Source organism: Paraburkholderia monticola (assembly GCF_001580545.1).
GTDB classification, from domain to species: Bacteria; Pseudomonadota; Gammaproteobacteria; order Burkholderiales; family Burkholderiaceae; genus Paraburkholderia; species Paraburkholderia monticola.
Map to the genome: position 1 here is coordinate 60,552 of NZ_LRBG01000003.1, position 23,372 is coordinate 83,923.

Annotated in this window: 21 protein-coding genes; 8 read left to right on the forward strand and 13 right to left on the reverse strand. The window is 64.9% G+C overall.

Annotation, left to right across the window (positions count from 1 at the left end):
• Window positions 1-61 precede the first annotated feature (61 nt).
• Both CI15_RS03665 and CI15_RS03670 read right to left on the reverse strand, forming a co-directional pair.
• Complete coding sequence (locus CI15_RS03665) at window positions 62-928, reverse strand: substrate-binding domain-containing protein (protein WP_420915847.1); 867 nt, start codon at window positions 926-928, stop codon at window positions 62-64.
• A gap of 205 nt (window positions 929-1,133) precedes the next feature.
• Window positions 1,134-2,111, reverse strand: coding sequence for an AraC family transcriptional regulator (locus CI15_RS03670; RefSeq protein WP_062124409.1), 978 nt, complete (start codon window positions 2,109-2,111; stop codon window positions 1,134-1,136).
• 378 nt (window positions 2,112-2,489) lie between these two features.
• On the opposite strand from CI15_RS03670, the gene dalD reads away from it, so the two are divergent.
• The 3 genes from dalD (at window position 2,490) to CI15_RS03685 (ending at window position 6,546) form a co-directional block, all read left to right on the forward strand.
• Complete coding sequence (dalD, locus tag CI15_RS03675) at window positions 2,490-3,902, forward strand: D-arabinitol 4-dehydrogenase (protein ID WP_062124411.1); 1,413 nt, start codon at window positions 2,490-2,492, stop codon at window positions 3,900-3,902.
• A 136-nt stretch (window positions 3,903-4,038) separates the two neighbouring features.
• On the forward strand, window positions 4,039-5,520 hold the full coding sequence (xylB, locus tag CI15_RS03680; RefSeq protein ID WP_062124413.1) for a xylulokinase: 1,482 nt from the start codon (window positions 4,039-4,041) through the stop codon (window positions 5,518-5,520).
• Window positions 5,521-5,598: 78 nt separating this feature from the next.
• Window positions 5,599-6,546: a sugar-binding transcriptional regulator gene (locus CI15_RS03685; RefSeq protein WP_062124415.1), complete on the forward strand. Its 948-nt coding sequence runs from the start codon at window positions 5,599-5,601 to the stop codon at window positions 6,544-6,546.
• A gap of 258 nt (window positions 6,547-6,804) precedes the next feature.
• Here the strand turns inward: CI15_RS03685 and CI15_RS03690 are convergent, their stop codons facing one another.
• The 8 genes from CI15_RS03690 to CI15_RS03725 form a co-directional block, all read right to left on the reverse strand.
• Window positions 6,805-7,134 carry a hypothetical protein gene (locus CI15_RS03690; protein ID WP_063910524.1) on the reverse strand — a complete coding sequence of 110 codons (330 nt, stop codon included), beginning with the start codon at window positions 7,132-7,134 and terminating at the stop codon, window positions 6,805-6,807.
• A 34-nt stretch (window positions 7,135-7,168) separates the two neighbouring features.
• A complete protein-coding gene (locus CI15_RS03695) occupies window positions 7,169-7,999 on the reverse strand; it encodes an RNase A-like domain-containing protein (RefSeq protein ID WP_062124418.1) in 831 nt (276 codons plus the stop codon).
• Window positions 8,000-8,212: 213 nt separating this feature from the next.
• On the reverse strand, window positions 8,213-9,322 hold the full coding sequence (locus CI15_RS03700; protein WP_062124858.1) for an ABC transporter ATP-binding protein: 1,110 nt from the start codon (window positions 9,320-9,322) through the stop codon (window positions 8,213-8,215).
• Window positions 9,323-9,399: 77 nt separating this feature from the next.
• Window positions 9,400-10,110, reverse strand: coding sequence for an HAD family hydrolase (locus CI15_RS03705; RefSeq protein WP_062124420.1), 711 nt, complete (start codon window positions 10,108-10,110; stop codon window positions 9,400-9,402).
• On the reverse strand, window positions 10,110-10,985 hold the full coding sequence (locus CI15_RS03710; RefSeq protein WP_062124422.1) for a carbohydrate ABC transporter permease: 876 nt from the start codon (window positions 10,983-10,985) through the stop codon (window positions 10,110-10,112). Before CI15_RS03710 ends, CI15_RS03705 begins: the two co-directional genes overlap by 1 nt.
• A complete protein-coding gene (locus CI15_RS03715; protein WP_062124423.1) occupies window positions 10,982-11,917 on the reverse strand; it encodes a carbohydrate ABC transporter permease in 936 nt (311 codons plus the stop codon). Before CI15_RS03715 ends, CI15_RS03710 begins: the two co-directional genes overlap by 4 nt.
• A 171-nt stretch (window positions 11,918-12,088) precedes the next feature.
• Window positions 12,089-13,411, reverse strand: coding sequence for an ABC transporter substrate-binding protein (locus CI15_RS03720; RefSeq protein WP_062124425.1), 1,323 nt, complete (start codon window positions 13,409-13,411; stop codon window positions 12,089-12,091).
• A gap of 97 nt (window positions 13,412-13,508) precedes the next feature.
• The gene (locus CI15_RS03725; protein ID WP_062124427.1) at window positions 13,509-14,288 is read right to left on the reverse strand and encodes an L-iditol 2-dehydrogenase; all 780 of its coding nucleotides are present in this window, start codon (window positions 14,286-14,288) and stop codon (window positions 13,509-13,511) included.
• 240 nt (window positions 14,289-14,528) lie between these two features.
• Between CI15_RS03725 and CI15_RS03730 the strand changes: the two genes are divergently transcribed.
• The 4 genes from CI15_RS03730 (at window position 14,529) to CI15_RS03745 (ending at window position 17,824) form a co-directional block, all read left to right on the forward strand.
• Window positions 14,529-15,017: a Fur family transcriptional regulator gene (locus CI15_RS03730; protein WP_062124429.1), complete on the forward strand. Its 489-nt coding sequence runs from the start codon at window positions 14,529-14,531 to the stop codon at window positions 15,015-15,017.
• Between the two features lie 68 nt (window positions 15,018-15,085).
• Window positions 15,086-16,087 (forward strand): metal ABC transporter solute-binding protein, encoded by a 1,002-nt coding sequence (locus CI15_RS03735; RefSeq protein WP_062124431.1) that lies wholly within the window; start codon window positions 15,086-15,088, stop codon window positions 16,085-16,087.
• Window positions 16,084-17,049 (forward strand): ABC transporter ATP-binding protein, encoded by a 966-nt coding sequence (locus tag CI15_RS03740; RefSeq protein ID WP_062124433.1) that lies wholly within the window; start codon window positions 16,084-16,086, stop codon window positions 17,047-17,049. The genes CI15_RS03735 and CI15_RS03740 overlap by 4 nt, the downstream gene beginning before the upstream one ends.
• Window positions 17,042-17,824 (forward strand): metal ABC transporter permease, encoded by a 783-nt coding sequence (locus CI15_RS03745; RefSeq protein WP_062124435.1) that lies wholly within the window; start codon window positions 17,042-17,044, stop codon window positions 17,822-17,824. The genes CI15_RS03740 and CI15_RS03745 overlap by 8 nt, the downstream gene beginning before the upstream one ends.
• 82 nt (window positions 17,825-17,906) lie before the next feature.
• On the opposite strand, the gene fghA is transcribed toward CI15_RS03745, so the two are convergent.
• From fghA to CI15_RS03760, 3 genes are all read right to left on the reverse strand, one after another.
• Window positions 17,907-18,758: an S-formylglutathione hydrolase gene (gene fghA / locus CI15_RS03750; RefSeq protein WP_062124437.1), complete on the reverse strand. Its 852-nt coding sequence runs from the start codon at window positions 18,756-18,758 to the stop codon at window positions 17,907-17,909.
• A 15-nt stretch (window positions 18,759-18,773) separates the two neighbouring features.
• The gene (locus CI15_RS03755) at window positions 18,774-19,880 is read right to left on the reverse strand and encodes an S-(hydroxymethyl)glutathione dehydrogenase/class III alcohol dehydrogenase (protein ID WP_062124439.1); all 1,107 of its coding nucleotides are present in this window, start codon (window positions 19,878-19,880) and stop codon (window positions 18,774-18,776) included.
• Between the two features lie 135 nt (window positions 19,881-20,015).
• The gene (locus CI15_RS03760) at window positions 20,016-21,473 is read right to left on the reverse strand and encodes a xylulokinase (protein WP_062124441.1); all 1,458 of its coding nucleotides are present in this window, start codon (window positions 21,471-21,473) and stop codon (window positions 20,016-20,018) included.
• Window positions 21,474-21,869: 396 nt separating this feature from the next.
• On the opposite strand from CI15_RS03760, the gene CI15_RS03765 reads away from it, so the two are divergent.
• Window positions 21,870-23,294, forward strand: a complete 1,425-nt coding sequence (locus CI15_RS03765; protein ID WP_062124442.1) for a nucleobase:cation symporter-2 family protein — start codon at window positions 21,870-21,872, stop codon at window positions 23,292-23,294.
• The last annotated feature ends 78 nt before the right edge of the window (window positions 23,295-23,372 follow it).

Genomic DNA, 23,372 nt, shown 5'->3' on the forward strand with positions numbered 1-23,372 from the left:
CGTGTGTTCCTCTGCCGCGGCCGCCGCGCATGAGTCCCATCCGCGGCGGCCTGCGCTTCGATTACCAGCTGAAGCCCTTCGCGTTGCTCTTGTCGATCATCTTCACGTCGACCGGAATCGCTTTCGGCACATTGGCGCCCCACTTCTTCGCGAGCGCGATGCCGAGCGCGATACGCACCTGGTCGGCCGGGAATTGCGCGGATGTCTCGACGAATTTCGAATTCGGCTTCTGGATCGCGGCGATCGCTTCCGGCGCGCCGTCGACGCTAGTCAGCTTGATGTCCTTGCCCGACGATTCGATCGCCGAGAGCGCGCCCATCGAGCCGCCGTCGTTGACGCTGAACACGCCCTTCAGGTTCGGATGCGCCTGAATCATGTTCTCGGTGACCGACAGCGCGGTCGCGCGTTCCTGCTTGCCGTTCTGCGTATCGACGAGCTTCACGCCCGGCGCTTTCGCGAGCGCCGCCTTGCAGCCGCGCACGCGTTCGAGAATCGGCACGACCGGAATGCCGTCGAGAATCGCCACTTCGCCGCTGCCGCCGATCGACTTCGCGAGGTAGTCGCAAGCCATCACGCCCGCGTCGTAGTTCTTCGAGCCGACGAACGAATCGACCGGACCGTTCGCGTTCGCATCGACCGCGACGACCACGACGCCCGCTTTCTTCGCCGACATGACCGCCGACTGGATGCCGGTCGAGTCGGTCGGATTGACGAGCAGGATGTCGATCTTCTTCTGCAGCATGTCTTCGACGTCGCTGACCTGCTTGCTGACGTCGTGATGCGCGTCGGTCACGACGACCGTCGCGCCGGTCGACGCGGCCGCATCGTTCAGTGCTTTTTGCATCGTCACGAAGTACGGGTTGTTCAGTTCCTGGAAGGTCATGCCGATTTTCAGCGGCGCGGCCTGCGCGCTGTGCGCAGCCGACATGGCGACGAGCGACAAACCGAACGCGAGCGCGGCGACCCGGCGCGTGAAGCTCAGTGAAGAGGAACTCGGGCTAAGCGGAACAGCAGATGACTTCATGATTGTCTCCATTTTTTGAAGTGAGCACGCCCCTCGCGCTGTAAGCGCACAGCGCGATCGATGCGTGGTGAAACGCGAGTGGACTGAAGCAGTGACTACCGGGCGCGCACTATGTGACCGGATACGCGACGCCGCTACGCGGCAAGCCCGGCGCGAGCACGATTGCCGGCGCGTTGTCGATACCCCTGCCGTGCGCGGCCGCTTGCTCGGAAGCGTCGCGGCTCGCATCGTTCAGTTGCTGGTAGCGGCGAAACGTCGACGGCGCCATGCCTTTCATCGCGAGAAACTGCCGGTTGAAATTGGACAGGTTGTTGAAGCCCGCCTTGAAGCAGATTTCGGTCACGCTCAATTCGCCGTCGGTCAGCAACTGGCAGGCGAGATTGATGCGCATGCGGTTCACGTACTGCACGAACGGCAGCCCGGTATGGCGGCGGAAATATCGCGAAAACGCGCTGACGCTCTGGCCGGCGAGTTGCGCGAGCTCCGACTCGCGCAACTCGTTCGCGAGGTTCTTGCCGATATAGGCGAGCACGTGATTGATGCGGGTCGCCGCGAAGCTGGTCGGGTCGGCCTGATACGCGGGACTCGCGAGCGTGTCGCGATCCGGCGCGTTCACGAGGATCTCGAGCATCGACATGAACAGCACGAGCCGGCGCAGCCCGCGCGCCGCCAGCAGTTCGAGAAAGAGCGGCGTGATCTGCGCCGACGTCTGCGCACCGAACGACAGGCCCCGGCGCGCATCGGCGAGCATCGCCTCGACCTGGCGCCATTCCGGAAAGCTCTCGAGACAGTTCGATACGAACTCCTGACCGAACTGCACGACCAGATTGCGCTGCGCGACGCTCTCGCCTTCGGGCACGTCGCTGACCCAGTTGTGCGGCAGGTTCGGCCCCATCAGCACCAGATTGCCCGGCGCGAAGCTGCCGATGTGATCGCCGACGAACATCTTGCCGGTCGTCGCGACGATCAGATGGATCTCGTACTCCGGATGAAAGTGCCAGCGTACCGTGCGATACGGATAGCCATGCGACCACACCTTGAACGATTCGTCGTGGCGGACGGCCACGATTTCGAGATCAGGTTGCACTGTCTGCCTCCATGAAGCGGCGCGCCTGGGCGCTGCCGAACTTGATCTTGTATAAGCGAAAAGTAACCGCCAAACGCATAGGCGGCCACTTAAAAAGCGACCGCCTACCGATACTTTTTTGCATTCGGGTTAGTCCCGACGCCCGCAAGGTCAAAATTGACGCAATGCAATAGGGGTCGCGCGGCGGGTTTTCCGACCTCCGGCGCTCGACATTGCGACCCGCGCATGGCCCATGCCGCGCTGCGCCACGAAAACCCCGCGCCCTTGCCTTGACTTTCGTTTCAGCGGGTACGATCATTCGCTCACATACAGAGCAAATGCTCTGCACGCAGAAAACGCACGCCTCGAGCGCTGCGAACAAGTCTTTTGGAGACAAACATGAACAGCGGGCAAGGCAGCGGCGCGGCCGCACACGTGATCCTGCACATCGGCGCGGGATCGTTTCATCGCGCGCATCAGGCGTGGTATCTGCATCGCCTGAATGAGGCGACGGCGGCCAGCGAGCCGCGCTGGTCGCTCACCGTCGGCAATATCCGCAGCGACATGAACCCGGTGCTCGAAGCGCTCGCCGCGCAGCATGGCGTCTACACGCTCGAAACCGTCACCCCGCAAGGCGTGCGCGCCTACGAGACGATCCGCTCGATCGAGCGCGTGCTGCCGTGGAGCGAAAGCCTCGACGGGCTGATCGAAGCGGGCGCCGACCCGGCCTGCAAGATCATCGCGTTCACCGTGACCGAAGGCGGCTATTACCTCGACGAGCACGACCGGCTCGACACCGCCAATGCCGATCTCGCCGCCGATCTCGCCGGCGGCCACACGACGATCTACGGCGCGCTCGCGGCGATTCTCGACGCCCGCGTGAAACGCGGCGCGGGGCCCGTCACGCTGCAGACCTGCGACAACCTGCGCAGCAACGGCGAGCGCTTTCATGCGGGCATGAGCGAGTTTCTCGAACGACGCGGCGCGAACGAACTCGCGCAATGGTTCGACGACAACACGTCATGCCCGTGCTCGATGGTCGATCGCATCACACCGCGTCCGACGCCCGACGTGCGCGAGCGCGTGAAGGCCGCGACCGGCGTCGACGACGCGAGCCCCGTGATGGGCGAGGCGTTCATCCAGTGGGCGATCGAGGACCGCTTCATCGCCGGACGCCCGGCATGGGAGAAAGTCGGCGCGGAGCTCGTCGATTCGGTGCTGCCGTACGAGGAAGCGAAGATCCGCATCCTCAACGCGACCCATAGCTGCATCGCGTGGGCGGGCACGCTGGTCGGCCTCACCTACATCCACGAAGGCACGCACGATGCCGACATCCGTCAGTTCGCGTACGACTACGTGAGCGAGGACGTGATCCCGTGTCTGTCGCCGAGCCCGCTCGATCTCGAACGCTATCGCGACGTGGTGATCGAGCGCTTCGGCAACCCGCATATCCTCGACACGAACCAGCGCGTCGCCGCCGATGGCTTCTCGAAGCTGCCCGGCTTCATCGCGCCGACGCTCGCCGAGTGTTTCGAGCGCGGCGTCACACCGGCCGCGACCGCGGTGCTGCCCGCGCTGTTCTTTCGCTTTCTCGAACGCTGGCACAAGGGCACGCTGCCGTACAAGTATCAGGACGGCGTGATGGACGAGCGCGTCGCGCACGGCTTTTTCACGGCGCCCGATCCGCTGCGCGCGTTCGCCGCCGACCGGCTGCTGTGGGGCGGCATGGCACAGACCGCGGAGCTCGAAGCGGCGCTCGCGGGCGCGCTCGCGCGTGTCGACGCGTGGCTCGCGAAACGCGGCGCGGCTTGACCGCTCTACGCACCCTTTTGCTTCGATCCGATCCGCGCGCGCCGGCGAGGCGCAACGAGCCAGGCTTAATGCGCATGTCAGCGCGCGCGATGTACCGCTAAAGTAGCGCATCCCCAACGACGAAGGTTTCGCGCCCATGTACCTAGGCATCGACCTCGGCACGTCCGAAGTGAAAGTTCTGCTGCTCGCCTCCGACGGCCGCGTGATCGGCACCGCAGGCTCGCCGTTCACCGTTTCGCGTCCGCATCAGCGCTGGGCCGAGCAGAATCCCGAAGACTGGTGGGCAGGCACGCGCGCGGCACTCGCCGCATTGCGCGCACGCCATCCCGACGAGTTCGCGCAGATTCGCGGCATCGGCCTGTCGGGGCAGATGCATGGCGCGGTGCTGCTCGATGCGGAAAACCGCGTGCTGCGGCCCGCGATCCTGTGGAACGACATGCGCAGCGACAAGGAATGCGCGGAGCTGACCGAACGCGCGCCGGAGCTGCATAGCGTGGCCGGCAATCTGGCGATGCCCGGCTTCACCGCGCCGAAGCTGCTGTGGGTCGCGCGTCACGAGCCGGAGATTTTCGCGAAAACGGCCTGCGTGCTGCTGCCGAAAGACTATCTGCGTCTGCAACTGACGGGCGGCAAAATCTCGGATCCATCGGACGCGGCCGGCACGCTGTGGCTCGATGTCGCGAAACGCGATTGGTCCGACTCGCTGCTCGCCGCCTGCAACATGACGCGCGCGCAGATGCCCGCGCTGCGCGAAGGCAGCGCGTCGGCCGGCACGCTGTTGCCGGAAGTCGCGCGCGAATTCGGCCTGCGCGACGACGTGATCGTCGCGGCCGGCGGCGGCGACAACGCGACGAGCGCGATCGGCATCGGCGCGACGCAGCCGGGCGACGGCTTCGTGTCGCTCGGCACCTCGGGCGTGCTGTGCGTGGTCGGCGACAGCTTCCGGCCGAACCCGGCCTCCGCCGTGCACGCGTTCTGTCATGCGATTCCGGACCGCTGGCATCAGATGAGCGTGGTGCTGTCGGCGGCGAGCTGTCTGCGCTGGGTCTGCAAGCTGACCTCGACCGACGAGCCGACGCTGCTCGCCGAAATCGAGGCACTGCCCGCCGACGCATTGACCACCGCGCCGCTCTTTTTGCCGTATCTGTCGGGCGAGCGCACGCCGCATAACGACCCGTACGCGCAAGGGGTGTTCTTCGGCATGACTCACGCGACCGACCGCGCGTTGCTCGGTTACGCGGTGCTCGAAGGCGTGACGCTCGCGTTGACCGACGGGCTCGACGCGCTGCGCGCGGCCGGCACCGAGGCGAAAGTGCTGTCCTTGCTCGGTGGCGGCGCTCGCAGCGATTACTGGGCCCAACTGCTCGCCGACGCGCTCGACACCGTCACCGTCAAGCACGGCGGCGGCGAAACCGGCGCGGCGCTCGGCGCGGCGCGTCTCGGCTGGCTCGCCGCGGGTGGCGATCCGGCCACCGTGCTGACCAAGCCGCCCGTCGAAAAGGAGTTCACGCCGAATCCGCGCCGCCACGCGCAGTTGCGCACGCGGCTCGAAGCGTACCGGGCGCTGTATCGCCACGTCCGGCCGCTGTTCGATCCCGCGCGCGCGCCGCTCGCCTGAGCGTCAAGCGCGGCTGGCCTGGGCGAGAGACGCACCGGCCAGCCGCTATCATCGGCACACTTCCAGCGAAACCTCATCGTGCCCAGATCCACAGAAAAACTCGATCTCGCCACGCGCGCCGCGTGGCTTTACTACGTCGCGGGCAATACCCAGAACGAAATCGCCGAGAAGCTGCAGGTGTCGCGGCCGGTCGCGCAACGGCTCGTCGCGTTCGCGGTCGAAAAGAATCTGATCCGCGTGCGCGTCGATCACAAGCTCGCCGATTGCCTGTCGCTCGCCGATCAGCTGTCGAAACGCTACGGCCTGAGCCTCTGCGAAATCGTGCCGATCGACGGCGATACGCCCGAGGAACTGAACCGCAAGCTCGCGGTGGCCGGCGCGCAGGTGATGGAGCGCTATCTGAGCGCGGAAAAGCCAATGGTCGTCGCGGTCAGCAGTGGCCGCACGCTGAAAGCCGCGGTCGATCAGATCGCGCAGCTAGACCGTCCGCAGCATCGGCTGGTATCGATGGTCGGGGCAATCGCCTCGGACGGCTCCTCGAACCGCTATGACGTCGCGCTGCACATTTCGGAGAAGACCGGCGGCAAGCATTTTCTGCTGCCCGCACCGCTCCTTGCCGACAGCGAGGCCGAACGCGCGCAGTGGTGCAATCACCGGCTGTACCGGATCGTCGAGTCGTTATCCGCGCAGGCCGATGTCGCGTTCGTCGGCATCGGCAACATCGGCATGACCTGCCCGTTGCATGAGGATGGCTTCATCACGGAAGGCGAGGTGAAGGAGCTGATGCAAAGCGGCGCGGTCGCCGAGATGCTCGGCCTGCCGATCGATGCGGCCGGCGCGCACGTCGAATCGCCGACCGGCCGGCGCGTCACCAGCATCGCGCTCGACGCGCCGCCGCGGCGGCCGACCATCGGCTTCGCGGGCGGGCAGCGCAAGCGCGAGGCGCTGATCGCGGTGCTCAAGGGCGGGTGGCTGTCGGGGCTCGTGACCGACGAGTTGTGCGCGCGGGCGGCGTTGGAGGCGTGAGCGGTGGTTGCTTGCCGGTGGTACTTTTTTCAACGCAAGGCATAAAAGGTCAGATCTGAATAATTCGCTTTGGTCGACCGCTGTCCTCACGGTTGGAAACTCGTGACGATTGGGCGGTTGAACAAAGCGACCAGAACGAAGGAATAAAAGAGCCTTGGCTCGCCACGCGTGAAAACACGTCGGTCGGCATGGAAGTGCCAGGGCGCAGTAGCAAGCGGACCACGCGCTCAGGAAGGACCTCAACAACTTGTCGGCTTTTCAAAGGTCCACATAGCCATTGCCGGATCTGCCTCTATCGTCTCCCATAAAGCACTGTATATTGGGTTTTCCTTTATTCTTGAGATAGGCGACGGCTTCCTTAAACAATGGCGTGTCCTTGTCCCGCTCCTTCATAATTCGCCACTCTTCGTCGCCTTCTCCTTTCATCTTTAGAAAATGCGCGTCTTCCGGTTCGTCTACATAGGCTCTCACTATGTAGCTAACATTTCCCTCAATAAACTCATATATATCATACTCGTAATAATAGTCGTACATTCCGTTTTCATCGGCATCGCTGCAATCAATATGGTGACTTGCAATCACTTCCATTAACTTCTCCCCACACGCCAAAAAGAGATTGTCATCAAAGTTCAAGGTACGCGGTCAGAATATAGTAGGGCATGCCGTTATGGGATCCACGTTTTATAAACATTTTTACCCTGCGCAACTGCACGAGTTTCCCTGTTGATCGAACCACTCCATAGCCTACAGGCGATCCCACGTCCTGAATCAGACACAAGCGAATCTCATTTGTGGCCGCCCATGCTTTCACCTTCGAAGAGTTGAGTTGCATCACCTTGGAAATTGAAGCTTCAGCAGCGCGTAAATCCGCAAATGAGGATGCGATATAAATACGACTTTCAGCAGCCAGTCTGGCGCGCAATTGTGCCTCGGTTCGTCCAACGTGCTTGGCGATCGTATGCCCACCAATCAGGCTCCCGACGTTCGCTTCGTGATCCATTAGGTTAATCCGGCCCATCGTGATCTCGGACGCCCGTACTGCCTTAAGCGATCCGGCCACGCCTGCCGACACGGCGATATCGACCGACAAGCCGATATGGCTGGCCATGTCGGGGCCGGCTTTCATCGTCTCGGCCAGCTTCGCAGTACCGCGTTGAGTGAGCGTGGCGGTATCCCGCCCGGTCCAAACCTGTCGCAGACCCGCTGCCGCGGTATCCGAGCCATGCGCACCAAACACGATGCACCCGGCCTTGCTGGCCATCGTCGGATCTGGCAGCACGCATAACGCACCCGCCCCGACCATCTCCAGTACGCCGCCGACAACCTGCAAACCGCCCCACAAACGGTTGGAAAGCATCTCGGTCGGGCTAATCGACTGACGGGCCAGTACGGCCGCCAGTTGCGGGGCACTCAGGACAACGCGGACGCCGTCCGACTCATTCACCTGTGACATGCAAGAGTCCTCTACATTCGTTTCGGACTCCCACGGTATCCGGGGGATGCGCGGTCTGGCTATGGGCGAAGGATGATTCTGACAGAAGGTGTGGGTGCGCGACCCAACAGGGAGGCGCAGTCGAGCATGGAAAGGCACGGCACGGCCCGTGCCAATGACACACGAAAAGCCCCGCATTCGCGAAAGGCGGCGCGCGGGCGCCGCTCCGCTTGATCAAGCCGCCAGCACCTCGACGATCTTGCGCTGGAACGCCTTGCCTTCGCTGTCGAACAGATGGCAATGCTCCGGGGTCGCGCCAAGCTTCTGCGTGTTGCCCTTCGCATGCCGCTCGAGCGGCGGAATTCGCGCGATCAGACCATCGGGCGCGACGCTCGACTCCGCGTACAGATACGCGGCATCGCCAAGCGATTCGACCGCCATCGTGCGTGCCTCGATACCGTCCTCGGACGTGCTGACGTGCAGATGCTCGGGGCGAATGCCGACCGTCACCTTGTCGCCCTGCTTCGCCGCGCCCGGCTCGACCAACACGCGCTGCGTCTCGCCGGTCTCATAGCGCACCGAGACGCCGTCGTGCGACACCGACTGCACGACGCCTTCCATGAAGTTCATCTTCGGCGAGCCGATGAAGCCGGCGACGAAGCGGTTCGCGGGCGCGTGATACAGCATCGTCGGGCTGCCGACCTGCTCCAGATTGCCCGCCGACAGCACCACGATCTTGTCGGCCAACGTCATCGCCTCGACCTGGTCGTGGGTCACGTAGATCATCGTCGTCTTCAGCTCGTCGTGCAGACGCGCGAACTCGAGGCGCATCTTCACGCGCAGCGCGGCGTCGAGATTCGACAGCGGCTCGTCGAACAGAAACACCTTCGGCTTGCGCGTGATCGCGCGGCCGATCGCGACGCGCTGACGCTGGCCGCCCGACAGCTGCTTCGGTTTGCGATCGAGCAGGTGATCGATGTGCAGAATCTTCGCCGCGTTGCGCACGGCCGCGTCGATCTCCGGCTTCTTCGTGCCGGCGAGCTTCAGGCCGAACGCCATGTTGTCGTACAGCGTCATGTGCGGATACAGCGCGTACGACTGGAACACCATCGCGATGCCGCGCTTGGCCGGCGGCACGTCGTTCATGCGCACGGCGTCGATGTTCAGGTCGCCGCCCGTGATGTCCTCGAGTCCAGCGATCATCCGCATCAGGGTCGATTTGCCGCAACCGCTTGGGCCCACGAACACGACGAATTCACCATCCGCGATGTCGAGATTGATGTCGCGCATCACTTCGTTCTCGTCGTAGGCCTTTCTGATGTTGCGCAAGGTTACGCTTGCCATGATGTGTCTCCGTGTAATGCTGTTCGATACTTCGTGCTGCGACTGATTGAACTGTAGTGCGGTGCGCGTGCGTGCGCTCACGGCGCCGCGGCCGTCACGGACAGCGTCCATTGCGCGACGAGCTCCGGCAACTGCCGCATATCGTCGAACACATGACGCGCGCCCGCCGCATGCAGACGATCGATCTGCGCCTCGCTAGCATGACCGCCGCCGATGAATCCCAGCACCGCCATGCCCGCCGCGGTCGCCGCGCTCACACCGGTCACGCTGTCCTCGACGACGAGGCACGCGCCCGGCGCGAGCCCGAAGCCTTGCGCCGCCGCCAGATACACGTCTGGCGCGGGCTTCGGATTCGCCACCGCATCGGCGCAAAACAGCCGCTCGCCGAAAAAGCGCTTCAGGCCCGTGCGCGCCAGCACCGCCTCGACATATGGCCGGAAGCTATTGCTCGCGCAGCCCTTGACGAGCGGCACCTGAGTGAGCGCCAGCTCGATGCCGTCGACCGTCGGCGCCTCGATCGCCGCCGCCTCGACCGCACGGCGGATCGCGTCGATCGCGGTGGCGTCCAACTGTTTGCCGAGCTGCGTCGCGGTGTCCTGCAGCACGCGCTCGATGCGCAGCCCGAGCAACGGCAGCACGACCGGCTCGACGTCGACGCCGGGCCAGCGCGTCTCGAGTTCGCGCACCAGCATGCGCCCGGCCACCGCTTCGCTGTCGATCAGCACGCCGTCGCAATCGCAGATCAATGCGTATCGCGCGTTGCCCGGGCCTGCCGTCGGGTCTGTCATCACTTGACGGCCCCGAACGTGAGCCCGCGCACCAGCTGCTTCTGCGACAGCCAGCCGACGATCAGGATCGGCGCGACCGCAAGCAACGACGCGGCCGACAGCTTGGCCCAGAACAAGCCCTCAGGGCTCGAATACGACGCGATGAACACGGTCAGCGGCGCCGCGTTCGAGCTCGACAGGTTGATGCTCCAGAACGCCTCGTTCCACGACAGGATCACGAGCAGCAGCGCGGTCGAAGCGAGTCCGGGCAGCGCCATCGGCATCAGCAGATAGACGATCTCCTGCCATGTCGCCGCGCCGTCGATACGCCCGGCTTCGAGAATGTCGCGCGGAATTTCGGCGAAGTACGTGAAGGCCATCCACACCGCGATCGGCAGATTGATCAGCGTGTAGACGATGATCAGACCCGACACCGTATCGAGCAAGCCGGCGTTTTTCCACAGCAGATAGATCGGCACCAGCACGCCGACCGACGGCATCATCTTCGTCGACAGCATCCACAGCAATACTTTCTGCGTGCGATGCGTCGGGAAGAACGCCATCGCGTACGCGCAAGGCACCGCGAGAATCAGGCACAGCAGCGTGACGCCGACCGAGATCGCCACCGAATTCCACGCGAACAGGAAGTAGTTGCTGCGCGCGAACACCTCGCGGAAGCTGTCGAGCGTCGGGATGAAAAACAGCGACGACGCGTAAGCCTGCTGCTCGGTCTTGAACGCGGTGATCGTCATCCAGAAGATCGGGAAGAACAGCAGCAGTGCGACGAGCCAGGCGAGCACGCCGGGAATTGCGCGTAGTACCGGCTCGAACGGCGACTTGTGCGGCACCGCGACCGGCTGCGTCGTCGACGCTGGGGTGGAAGCGACGTGGCTCATTTTTCGTACTCCCCTTTCAGGTTCTTCGCGAGCATCCGCACAAGGAAGAACGACACGATGTTGGCCAGCACGACCGCGAGAATGCCGCCCGCCGAAGCGAGACCGACGTCGAACTGTTGCAGGCCGAGCGAGAAGATCAGGTACGACAGGTTGGTGGTCGCGTTGCCCGGACCGCCGCCCGTGGTCGTGTAGATCTCGGCGAAGATCGACAGCAGGAAAATCGTCTCCATCATCACGACGACCGCGATCGCGCGTCTGAGGTGCGGCAGCGTGATGTAGAAAAACATCGAGAAGGGACCGGCGCCGTCGATCTTCGCCGCCTCCTTCTGCTCCTGGTCGAGCGACTGGATCGCCGTGAACAGAATCAGGAACGCGAACGGCAGCCACTGCCACGCGACGATCATGATCACCGCGGTGAGCGGATAGACGGCGAACCAGTCGATCGGCTGCATGCCGAGCGCGCGCATGCCCTGCGCGACGAGGCCGTACACCGGGTGCAGGATCATGTTCTTCCAGATCAGCGCGCTGACCGTCGGCATCACGAAGAACGGTGCGATCGCGAGCAGGCGCGCGACGCCCTGGCCGTAGAACTTGCGATCGAACAGAATCGACATCAGCACGCCGCCGCCCACCGTGATCACGAGCACCGACACGATCAGCTCGACCGTGTGCGCGATCGACGGCCAGAACGACGGATCGGTCGCCAGATAACGGTAATTGTCGAAGCCGGCGAAGCCGCGCAGATCCGGGTTCAGCAGGTTGTAGTGCGAAAACGAGAACCAGATCGTCATCGCGAGCGGAATCGTCATCCACAGAACCAGCACGCCAACCGACGGCGCCACGAGCCAGCGGGCCGAATTGGCCTTACGGGTTTCGCGTTCTTTTTCTGTCTGGGGATGGGTTTGCATCATTGGTACGCGCAAAGGACGCATGATGGACCACCTGTACGGTAATGCGCGGAGCGCTCACCTGAGCCGCGTGCGCGCGATGCGGCGTGCCGTGTCAAAAGACACACGACACGCGCCGCATCGCATACGGCGCAGGCAAACGGCCGCCCTGCTGCATGAGCCGCATCGGTCGATGCGGCGGACCTGCCGGGTTAGTTACTTCTGATAACCCGCCTGCTTGACCGCGCGATCCGCGGTCGCATTGCCGGCCGCGAGCGCCTGGTCGACCGTCATCTGACCGGCAATCGCGCCGGAGACGCTCTGCCCGACCACCGTGCCGAACGACTGGAACTCAGGAATTCCGACGAACTGCACACCGGTGTACGGCACCGGCTTCAAGGTCGGATGCTCCGGGTCGGCGGTCTGGATCGCCTTCAGCACGAAGTCGCCGAACGGCGCGGCCTGCTTGTACTCGGGGCGCGCATAGGTGGACTGGCGCGTGCCCGGCGGCACCGAGGCCCAGCCTTCATCCTTCGCGACCATTTCGATGTACTCCTTCGACGTCGCCCACTCGATGAACTTCTTCGCCGCGTCCTGCTGCTTCGACGACTTCGGAATCGCCAGCGCCCACGCCCACAGCCAGTGCGAACCCTTCGGCGTGACCGCGATCGGAGCGGCCGCGAAGCCGACCTTGTCGGCGATCTGCGACTGCTGCTTGTTGTACAGCATGCCGGCCGCGACCGTCGCGTCGATCCACATCGCGCACTTGCCGGACGACATCAGCGTCAGGTTTTCGTTGAAGCCGTTCGAGCTCGCTCCGGGAGGGCCGTCCTTCTTCAGCAGATCGACGTAGAACGTCATCGCCTTCTTCCACTCCGGCGAGGTCAGCTGCGCGTTCCACTTCTCGTCGAACCAGCGCCCGCCGAAGGTGTTCACGACCGTCGTGCCGTACGCCATGTTCTCGCCCCAGCCCGCCTTGCCGCGCAGGCAGATGCCGTACTGCTCCTTGGACTTGTCGGTCAGCTTGTCGGCGAATTGCGCGATCTGGTCGTAGGTCGGCTGATCGGGCATCTTCAGGCCGGCCTTGTCGAACAGATCCTTGCGGTAATAGGTCATCGAGCTTTCGACGTAGAACGGCAACGCGTAGAGCTGGCCGTTGGCGGACAGGCCGTCGCGGGCCGTCTTCACGACGTCGTTCAGGTCATAGCTGGCAGGCAGGTTGGTGATCGGCGCGAGCCAGCCGCGCTTGCCCCATTGCGGCGTTTCGTACGCGCCGATCGTCATCACGTCGAACTGGCCGCTGCCGGTCGTGATGTCGGTCGTCGCGCGCTGCCGCAGCACGTTCTCTTCGAGAATCACCCAATTAAGCTTGATGTCCGGATTCGCCTTTTCGAACGCGGGCGACAGCTTCTTCAGCTCGATCATGTCCGGATTGTTCAGCGTCGCGATCGTCACGGTCGCCGCCGATGCGCTCAGCGCGAAGCAGGTGGCCGCGCCGGCACCGACCGCCTTCAGCGCGAATTTGCAAGCTGGTTTCATCGTTGTCTCCTTTCTCATACGTTATGTGGTTCTGCGTTCGTTTGACGACACTACGCGCCGCTCAGAGCAGCCAACGTGCCCGCTCCCAGTTCCTGTTTCAGCTCATCCAGTTGCCGCCGTCGACGTTCAGCGTCTGCGCGGTGATGTAGTCGGCATCGGCCGACGCGAGGAATAGCGCCGCGCCGGTCAGGTCGTCGGGCACACCCATGCGGCCGAGCGGCACGGCCTCGCCGACGAGACGCTTCTTCTCGCCGAGCGGCCGGTTCTCATAGCGCGCGAACAGCGCGTCGACCTCGTTCCACATCGGCGTATCGACGACGCCCGGCGCGATGCCGTTCACATTGATCTTGTGGGGCGCCAGCGCGAGCGCCGCAGACTGCGTATAGCTCAACACCGCGGCCTTGGTCGCGCAGTAGTGCGAAACGAGCGCCTCGCCGCGCCGCCCGGCCTGCGAGGACATGTTGATGATCTTGCCGCCGTGGCCCTGCTCGACCATCTGCCGCGCAACCGCCTGCATCAGGAAGAACAGGCCCTTCACGTTGACCGCGAACAGGCGGTCGAACACGTCCCAGGATTCGTCGAGGAGCGGGCGCATGTCGAACAGCGCCGCGTTGTTGAACAGGATGTCGATCTGGCCGAAGCAGCCGAGCGTGCTCGCGACGATGCGCTCGATGTCCTCGCGGCGCCGCACGTCGGCGCTGATGCTCAGGACGCGCTCACCGTAGGTGCCGCGTAGCGCGCCGCCGATGCTGTCGGCGGGCTTCACGTCGACCAGCACGCAGCGAGCGCCTTCGTCCAGATAGCGCCGGGCCACCGCTTCACCGATCCCGCTGGCCGCGCCCGTCAGAATGGCGACCTTGTCCTGCAATCGTGCCACTGCCTGTCTCCGGTTCGTTTTGCATTCTGGCGCGCAGTGAGCGAACGCTCGTTGCGCGAACAATTGCTCTGTTGGTGATCGAATGATCGGATACGGACTGGGTCATGTCAAGGCACGCGGACGAATTTCGATGGTGCAGCGCGCCATGCCAGAATTCGTTCGCTGACAAAAAATCGCGATACGTTATATCATTTCGACCTCGCCGCCCGTCCGGGCCGCTCCGTCAGGAAATTCACGCCGATGACTACCTCGCTCGCCGAACAGCACGCCACCCGGCTCGCGCACGCGGACGCGCACGCCGCCGCGCAGGGGCTCGCGCTGACGCCGTTGCGCCGCCAGGTGTATGCGGCCGTCGTCGCGAGCGAGCGGCCGGTCGGCGCGTACGAGTTGCTCGACGCGCTTGCGCCCGAGCGCGGTCGCATGCCGCCGACCACCGTCTATCGCGCGCTCGACTTTCTCGTCGCGCATGGCTTCGTGCATCGGATCGAATCGAAGAACGCGTTCGTCGCCTGCTGCGAAATCGGCGTGCCGCATCGCAGTCAGTTCCTGCTGTGCGACGGCTGCGGCGCGACCGTCGAGATTCCCGGCGACGAACTCGCCGACCAGTTGTCGCACAGCGGGCCGGCGCATGGCTTCGAGGTGCATCGCCAGGTAATCGAACTGAGCGGGCTGTGCGCACTGTGCGCCCGCACGGCTACGCCCGAGGGCCCGCACCGCGCATCACGCTGAGCAGCACAGCGGATTTGCCATCGCCATCGCGAATGCCTCATTCAACTCTCACGCAGCAGGAAACCAGGATGAAAACAATCGGCTCGATGTTCTCCCGGGCGCGACACGCGCTGAAGCGATCGACGTCTGCGCGCACGCATCTGTGCACCTGTCTGCTCGCGCTCGCGGCGCTCGGGTTCGGCCACGGCGCGTTCGCCGCCGATGCGATAATCCCGGTCGTCGCCGCGGAGAACTTTTATGGCGACGTGGTGCGGCAACTCGGCGGCGATCGCGTCGACGTGACCAGCATCCTCAGCAATCCGGACCAGGACCCGCACCTGTTCGAAGCGAGCCCGGCCACCGCGCGCGCATTGCAGCACGCGAGTCTCGTCGTCTACAACGGCGCCGACTACGATCCGTGGATGGCGAAGCTGCTGGCCGCGTCGAAAGGCGCGCAGCGCAACGTGATCGTCGCGGCCGACCTCGTCGGCAAAAAAGGCGGCGACAATCCGCACCTGTGGTACGACCCGGCGACGCTGCCCAAAGTCGCGCGCGCGGTGAGCGACGCGCTCGCCGCTGCTGACCCGGCGCACAAGTCGGCGTACGATGCGAACCTCGCGAAGTTTCTCGATTCGCTGAAGCCGATCGACGCGAAGGTCGCCGAGTTGCACGGCCGCTATGCGGGCCTGCCGGTCACGGCGACCGAGCCGGTGTTCGGCTACATGTCGGACGCGATCGGGCTCGACATGCGCAACCAGCGCTTCCAGCTCGCCGCGATGAACGACACCGAAGCGAGCGCGGCCGATATCGCCGCGTTCGAACGCGATCTGCGCGAGCGGCGCGTGCGCGTGCTGATCTACAACAGCCAGGCCACCGAGGCGCTGACCCAACGCATGCTGAAGCTCGCGCAACAATCGAAGGTACCGACGATGAGCGTCACCGAAACCTTGCCCGCCGGCAAGACCTATCAGACGTGGATGCTGTCGCAGCTCGACGCGCTGCAGAAGGCACTGGCTGCGGGTGACACGAACGGCGCGAACGGCGCGAACGGCGTGAATGGCGTGACGAACGCCAAAGGAAAGACTCCATGAATTCGACTGGCCCTCAAGCGCCAGCGGGTGCGCCGCCGAGCGCATCCAGCGCCGCCCGCGGCGGCACGCCCGTGCTCGAGCTCGCGAACGTGACGCTCGAACTCGGCGATCGCACGATCCTGCGCGAGACGAGCTTCGTCGTGAATCAGGGCGAGTTCATCGGTGTGCTCGGGCCGAACGGCGCGGGCAAGACGACGCTGATGCGCTCGGTGCTCGGTCTCGTGCCGGCCGCGGCCGGCTCGATCCGCGTGCTCGGGCAGCCGGTCGAGCGCGGCAACGCGTCGATTGGCTACATGCCGCAGACGCGCAGCGCGCTCGCCGGCCGCCGCGTACGCGGCCGCGATTTCGTCGCGATGGCCGCCGACGGTCATCGCTGGGGCCTGCCGCATGCGGATGCGAAAACGCGCGCGGACGTCGACCGGGTGCTGGAACTCGTCGGCGGTACGACGCTCGCGAAGCGGCCGCTCTCGGAACTATCGGGCGGCGAACGGCAACGACTGCTGCTCGCGCAGTGCCTGCTCGGCAACCCGAAACTGCTGCTGCTCGATGAACCGTTGATCAGCCTCGATCCGCATCATCAGAAAAGCGTCGTCGAACTGGTGCGGCGCGTGCAGCGGGAACTCGGCATCGCGGTGCTGTTCTCCGCGCACGAGCTCAATCCGCTGCTGAACTCGATCGACCGCGTGCTGTATCTCGGCAGCGGCGTCGCGGCGCTCGGCACCGTCGACGAAGTGATCACGCGGCCGGTGTTGTCCCGTCTGTACGGCTCGCCGATCGACGTGATGCGCGTGAACGGCCGCATCTTCGTGATGTCGGGCGGCGTCGAAGTCGAGAAGCACGATCACGAGCACGAAGACGACGGGGACGGCGGCCACTCGCATTCGCACGATCACGGTCACGCTCATTCACACAAGCACTCTCACGCGCACGATTCACGCGACGGACACACGCACGATGTTTGAATACGATTTCATGGTGAACGCATTCGCGGCGTCGGGGATCGTCGCGGTGCTGGCCGGCGTGGTCGGCTACTTTCTGGTGATGCGCGGACAGACCTTCGCGGGCCACGCGCTCTCGCATGTCGGCTTCACCGGCGCGACCGGCGCGGTGCTGATCGGCGTCTCGCCGATCTGGGGGATGATCGGCTTCACGCTCGCGGCCGGTGTCGGCATGGGCGCGCTCGGCGAACGGCTCGCCGGACGCGACGTCGCGATCGGCGTGATCCTTTCCTTGTCGCTTGGCTTCGGGCTGCTGTTTCTGCACTTCTTCACCGCGTATGCGACCCAGGTCACGGCACTGCTGTTCGGCAACGTGCTCGGCGTGAATGCGTCGACGCTCGGCGTGCTCGCGGCATTGGGCGTGGTCAGTCTCGTGGCGCTCGCGGCGATCATGCGGCCGCTGCTGTTCGCGTCGCTGCAACCGGAGCTGGCCGAAGCGAAGGGCGTGTCGTTGCGCCGCGTGTCGGTGCTGTTTCTCGCGATCGCCGCGCTGGCCGTCGCCGCCTGCACGCAGATCGTCGGCGTGCTGCTCGTGTTCACGTTGATGGTCGGCCCCGCCGCCGCGGCGCAGAACCTGAGTACGCGGCTGTCCATCGGTCTCGTGCTCGCGGCGGTTTTCGCGCTCGCGCAGGCATGGCTCGGACTGACGCTCGCGTTCTATACCGATTGGCCGACGAGTTTCTGGATCACCGTGCTCTCGGCGCTGGTGTATGGCGGGAGTCTGCTGAAGCGGCATTGAGCGGCGCTCACGCCGGTCACATGAAAAACGGCGGCATGTCACGTGCCGCCGTTTTTTCATTTCGCCGCGTTTTGCGACGTTTTCAGCCGAGTAACACCTTCGCGTGATGCGCGAGATGATCCTCGATGAACGTCGAGATGAAGTAGTAGCCGTGGTCATAGCCCGCATGACGGCGCAACGTCAGCGGCTGAGCCGCGGCCTTGCAGGCCGCTTCGAACACGTCGGGATTCAGCTGCGTCGGCAGGAACTGATCCGCGAGCCCCTGATCGACGAGAATCCCTTGCGCGAATTTGCGCGTCGAATGCGCGACCAGTTCGCTCGCGTCGTACTGCTTCCACGCTTCGCGGTTCTCGCCGAGATAGCCGCTGAACGCCTTCTCGCCCCACGGACAGCGCATCGGCGCCGCGATCGGCGCGAACGCCGACACCGACCGATAGAGGTCCGGGTTGCGCAGCGCGAGCATCAGCGCGCCGTGCCCGCCCATCGAATGACCGAAGATGCCGAGGCGCGCGCCATCGACCGGCAGGTTCGCGAGCACCGTTTCGCGCAGCTCGTCGCGCACGTACGAGTACATGCGGTAATGGCGCGCCCACGGCTGCTGGGTCGCGTCGACGTAAAAACCCGCGCCGACGCCGAAGTCCCAGGCATCGCTCTCGCCGGGCACGCCGGCGCCTCGCGGGCTCGTATCCGGCGCGATCAACGCGATGCCGTGTTGCGCCGCGAAGCGCTGCGCGCCGGCCTTGATCGCGAACGTTTCTTCGGTGCAAGTGAGCCCCGCGAGATAGAACAGCGCGGGCACCTTCGCATTGCCCTGCAACGCCTGCGGCGGCAGATAGATCGAGAAGCGCATCGGCAGACCGATCGTGCGCGACTCGTGCCGGTAGAAGCGCTGCTCGCCACCGTGGCAGGCGTGCGCCGAGAGTAGTTCGAGCATCGCGACGCTCCTCTGTTAGTACAGCACGACCGAGCGGATCGACTCGCCCTTCTTCATCAGGTCGAAGCCTTCGTTGATGCGCTCGAGCGGCAGACGGTGGGTGATCAGATCGTCGATGTTGATCTTGCCTTCCATGTACCAGTCGACGATCTTCGGCACGTCGGTGCGCCCGCGCGCGCCGCCGAACGCCGAGCCCTTCCACTCGCGGCCCGTGACCAGCTGGAACGGCCGCGTGCTGATCTCCTCGCCCGCCGCCGCGACACCGATGATGAACGACTGGCCCCAGCCCTTGTGCGTGCATTCGAGCGCCTGGCGCATCACCTTCACGTTGCCGATGCATTCGAACGAGTAGTCGGCGCCGCCGTCGGTCAACTGCACGATGTGATCGACGACGTTCTCGACTTCGTTCGGGTTGATGAAGTGCGTCATGCCGAACTTCTTCGCGAGTTCGACACGGCCCGGATTGATATCGACGCCGATGATCTTGTCCGCGCCGACCATCTTCGCCCCCTGGATCACATTGAGGCCGATGCCGCCGAGCCCGAACACGACCACGTTCGCACCCGCCTCGACCTTCGCCGAATACACGACCGCGCCGACGCCGGTCGTCACGCCGCATCCGATGTAGCAGATCTTGTCGAACGGCGCGTCCTCGCGCACTTTCGCGACCGCGATTTCCGGCACGACGATGTAGTTCGAGAACGTCGACGTACCCATGTAGTGGAACAGCGGTTTGCCATCGAGCGAGAAGCGCGACGTTGCATCGGGCATCAGGCCCTTGCCCTGGGTCGAGCGGATCGCCTGACACAGGTTGGTCTTGCGCGACAGACAGAACTTGCACTGGCGGCATTCGGGCGTGTAAAGCGGGATCACGTGATCGCCCTTCTTCAGCGTGCCGACGCCCGGTCCGACGTCGACGATCACGCCCGCGCCTTCGTGGCCGAGAATCGCCGGAAAGATGCCTTCGGGGTCAGCGCCCGACAGCGTGTAGTAGTCGGTGTGGCAGATGCCCGTCGCCTTCACTTCGATCAGGACTTCGCCGGCGCGCGGACCTTCGAGATCGAGTTCCTCGATCGTCAACGGGGCGCCGGCTTTCCATGCGATTGCTGCTTTGGTCTTCATCGTCAATGCTCCTGTGAGTCCGTGAATGCGAAATGGCCTCGCGTGCCGGGCAAAGCGTGGCGCGCGAAAAGCGTCATGGTATTGCAAAGTGCGTGACGGCAGCGTTGCCGATGGCAGCAGCAAGCGCAGCGCGTGCTACTTCAATGCTCCGCGCTGCATCGTGCCGCCGAACCACGGCTCGACCCGGCCATACAGATCAATGAAGCGCCCATAGCGTTCGGCGAGCGCCGCATCGCCTCGCGGACCCGCGACGCGTGTCGCGCCCGGCGCGAGCGTCGCGAGATCGCGCGTCTGCCAGTGGCCGCATGCGAGACCGCCGAGGATTGCCGCCCCGCGCGGCGCCGCGTTGGGACAATCGACCGCGTGCAGTTCGACGTCGAGCGCATCGGCGAGCAGCTGGCGCCAGCGCGCATCGACGGAACCGCCGCCCGCGAGCTTGAGCGCCGTCACCGGCGCGCCGCTCGCGCGAATCGCGTCGAGCCCCGCGCGCAGCGAGAACGCGACGCCCTCGAAAGCGGCGCGCATCATCGCGCCGCGCGTATGTTCGAGCGACAGACCGAGCCAGCCGCCGCGCGCCTGCGGATTCAGCCACGGCGTGCGCTCGCCGGTCAGGTACGGCAGGAAGGTCAGTGGCGCGGCAGCATGAGTGCTTGCATCGGTCACCTCGCCGAATGCCTCGCGATAAGCCTCTACCCACTCATACGAGAGCCACCCGCGTACCCGCTCCAGCGCGATGCCCACGTTCTGCATCGCCGCCATCCGATACCAGTGATCGCTCGCCGCGCGATAGCGATGCAAGCCCCTCAGCGGCGCGGGCTCGTCGTTCGCAAGCACGACGATCTGTCCGCCGGTGCCGGTGGTCAGCAGCGCGTCGCCGTCGCGGGCGAGTCCGCTGCCGAGCGCCGCGCACGGGGTATCCGCGGCGCCGGTCGCGAGCACGATTCCGGCGCGCAGGCCAAGTGCCTGCGCGGCCTGTGGCGACAGCGCACCCGACGCCGCATACGACGGCGCCAGCGGCGCGAACCACTCGCGCGGAATCTCGAGACGTTCGAGTAGCGCCGCGTCCCACGTGCCAGCCGGATCGGCGAGCGCGGTTGCGCACGCGTCGGACGCATCGGTCACGCACGCGCCGCCGAGCGCGACGCGCAGCCAGTCCTTCGGCTGCAGCGCCCAACGGGTGCGACGCGCGGCTTGCGGTTCATGCTGCACGAGCCAGCGCAGCAGTGGACCCGCCATGCCGGGCGCGACCGGATTCGCTTGCGGCTCGGGCCATGCGGCGAGTTCGGCGAGCGCGCGCGAATCGGGCCACAGCATCGCGCGCCGCACCGCTTTGCCGTTGGCATCGAGCAGCACGACGCCGTGCATCTGCCCCGAGAAGCCGATCGCTCGCACGTCGTCACGCAACTCGCGCGGCAGGCCCGCCATGGCATCGACGAGCGCGTTCCACCAGGTCTCGACGTCGATCTCGGCCCAACCCGCGTGCGGCGTGACGAGCGCATAAGCAACGCTCGACACCGCCTGCTCGCGCCCCTGTTCGTCGATGATTGCCGCTTTCAGGGAGCCGGTGCCGAGGTCGATGCCGAGAAAAGTCATGAGCGCGGAGAGCTTGAAGTGAGGATGAGGAACGCGTGAGCGAAGCGCCCGACTCGCGAAAAAAAGCCCATTCGCGGGTTAACCCCGCCATGCGACGAGCGTCGCCAAAACAGCACTATGTGTGAGGCGTGATACACGTCATTGATTCTCACACATATCCCCACACTCGACGAAGCCGCGCGGCGCACGCGACGCATCGCCGGCAGCCGCCGCCACATAGGGCTCACCACCGCCCAACGGCCGAGCCGTCCCACACGTGGCTTATATTTGCCTTTCAAAATGCACCTGCGCATATCGTCACCGGGAATGCCGGAATAGCCGCATATGGTCTTGTTGCGGCTTTTCGTCCCCGATACCTTGGAGTCATCCCAAAACGAGATGGTGGAGACAGACGATATGCAAGCGAACACGGTTCACCCGTGCGACGAGCGCCTACCTGCGGGCCAGTTGCTTACACTCGGCATTCAGCACGTGCTGGTCATGTACGCCGGCGCGGTCGCGGTACCGCTGATCATCGGCGCGGCGCTGAAGCTGCCGAAAGACCAGATCGCCTTCCTGATCAGCGCCGATCTGTTTTCCTGCGGCATCGCCACGCTGATCCAGACGCTCGGCCTGTGGATCTTCGGCATCCGTCTGCCCGTCATCATGGGCTGCACGTTCGCGGCCGTCGGCCCGATGGTCGCGATCGGCACCAATCCTTCGCTGGGCATCCTCGACATCTTCGGCTCGACGATCGCGGCCGGCGTGATCGGCATCCTGCTCGCGCCGGCCGTCGGCAAGCTGTTGCGCTTCTTCCCGCCCGTCGTGATCGGCGTGGTGATTTCGGTGATCGGTCTGTCGCTGATGGAAGTCGGCATCAACTGGGCGGCTGGCGGCGTTGGCAATCCCGACTACGGCAATCCGGTTTATCTCGGCCTGTCGCTGCTCGTGCTGACGCTGATCCTGCTGATCAACAAGTTCGCGAAGGGTTTCGTCGCCAATATCTCGGTGCTGCTCGGCATCGTCGCCGGCTTCGTGATCGCGCTGCTGCTCGGCCGCGTCAACATGGACGGCGTCACGCACGCGCCGTGGGTCGGCATCGTGATGCCGTTCCACTTCGGCCTGCCGCACTTCGATCCGCTGGCGATCGCGACGATGGTCACCGTGATGTTCGTCACCTTCATCGAATCGACCGGCATGTTCCTCGCGGTCGGCGACATGGTCGATCGTCCGGTCGATCAGAAGACGCTGGTGCGCGGCTTGCGCGTCGACGGGCTCGGCACGCTGATCGGCGGCATCTTCAACTCGTTCCCGCATACCTCGTTCTCGCAGAACGTCGGGCTGATCGGCGTGACCGGCGTGAAGAGCCGCTTCGTCTGCGCGATGGGTGGCGTGATCCTCGTGCTGCTCGGCCTGTTTCCGAAGATGGCGCAGGTGGTCGCTTCGGTGCCGGCGTTCGTGCTCGGCGGCGCGGGCATCGTGATGTTCGGCATGGTCGCGGCGAACGGCATCAAGGTGCTGTCGCGCGTCGACTTCGTGAGGAATCACCACAACCTGTTCATCGTCGCGGTCAGCATCGGGCTCGGCCTCGTGCCGGTCGTCTCGCCGCACTTCTTCTCGCAACTGCCACCGGCGCTCTCGCCGCTGCTGCATAGCGGGATTCTGCTCGCGTCGGTGTCGGCGGTCGTGCTGAACCTGATCTTCAACGGCGTGAAGAGCGAGAAGAAGGCGAAGAGCGAGATTCGCCGCGCCGGGCACGATCTCGACAAGAGCGCCAGCAGCGAGGCGCCCGGCAACGAGATGCCGGGCAACGAGATGCTGCGGGCGGCGGATCTGCATTGAGTTCGCCGATGCATCGCTGACGCGGCGCGCAATACCGGACGCCGCGCAAAAACGAAAACGCCACGGCATGCCGTGGCG

Bases quoted from the DNA above. Each gene is read 5' to 3' on its own strand.
- CI15_RS03665 (WP_420915847.1), bottom strand. From the start codon at position 928: ATGTCGGCTGCGCACAGCGCGCAGGCCGCGCCGCTGAAAATCGGCATG.
- dalD (WP_062124411.1), top strand. From the start codon at position 2,490: ATGAACAGCGGGCAAGGCAGCGGCGCGGCCGCACACGTGATCCTGCAC.
- xylB (WP_062124413.1), top strand. From the start codon at position 4,039: ATGTACCTAGGCATCGACCTCGGCACGTCCGAAGTGAAAGTTCTGCTG.
- CI15_RS03690 (WP_063910524.1), bottom strand. From the start codon at position 7,134: ATGGAAGTGATTGCAAGTCACCATATTGATTGCAGCGATGCCGATGAA.
- CI15_RS03695 (WP_062124418.1), bottom strand. From the start codon at position 7,999: ATGTCACAGGTGAATGAGTCGGACGGCGTCCGCGTTGTCCTGAGTGCC.
- CI15_RS03700 (WP_062124858.1), bottom strand. From the start codon at position 9,322: ATGGCAAGCGTAACCTTGCGCAACATCAGAAAGGCCTACGACGAGAAC.
- CI15_RS03705 (WP_062124420.1), bottom strand. From the start codon at position 10,110: ATGACAGACCCGACGGCAGGCCCGGGCAACGCGCGATACGCATTGATC.
- CI15_RS03710 (WP_062124422.1), bottom strand. From the start codon at position 10,985: ATGAGCCACGTCGCTTCCACCCCAGCGTCGACGACGCAGCCGGTCGCG.
- CI15_RS03715 (WP_062124423.1), bottom strand. From the start codon at position 11,917: ATGCGTCCTTTGCGCGTACCAATGATGCAAACCCATCCCCAGACAGAA.
- CI15_RS03720 (WP_062124425.1), bottom strand. From the start codon at position 13,411: ATGAAACCAGCTTGCAAATTCGCGCTGAAGGCGGTCGGTGCCGGCGCG.
- CI15_RS03730 (WP_062124429.1), top strand. From the start codon at position 14,529: ATGACTACCTCGCTCGCCGAACAGCACGCCACCCGGCTCGCGCACGCG.
- CI15_RS03735 (WP_062124431.1), top strand. From the start codon at position 15,086: ATGAAAACAATCGGCTCGATGTTCTCCCGGGCGCGACACGCGCTGAAG.
- CI15_RS03740 (WP_062124433.1), top strand. From the start codon at position 16,084: ATGAATTCGACTGGCCCTCAAGCGCCAGCGGGTGCGCCGCCGAGCGCA.
- CI15_RS03745 (WP_062124435.1), top strand. From the start codon at position 17,042: ATGTTTGAATACGATTTCATGGTGAACGCATTCGCGGCGTCGGGGATC.
- fghA (WP_062124437.1), bottom strand. From the start codon at position 18,758: ATGCTCGAACTACTCTCGGCGCACGCCTGCCACGGTGGCGAGCAGCGC.
- CI15_RS03755 (WP_062124439.1), bottom strand. From the start codon at position 19,880: ATGAAGACCAAAGCAGCAATCGCATGGAAAGCCGGCGCCCCGTTGACG.
- CI15_RS03760 (WP_062124441.1), bottom strand. From the start codon at position 21,473: ATGACTTTTCTCGGCATCGACCTCGGCACCGGCTCCCTGAAAGCGGCA.
- CI15_RS03765 (WP_062124442.1), top strand. From the start codon at position 21,870: ATGCAAGCGAACACGGTTCACCCGTGCGACGAGCGCCTACCTGCGGGC.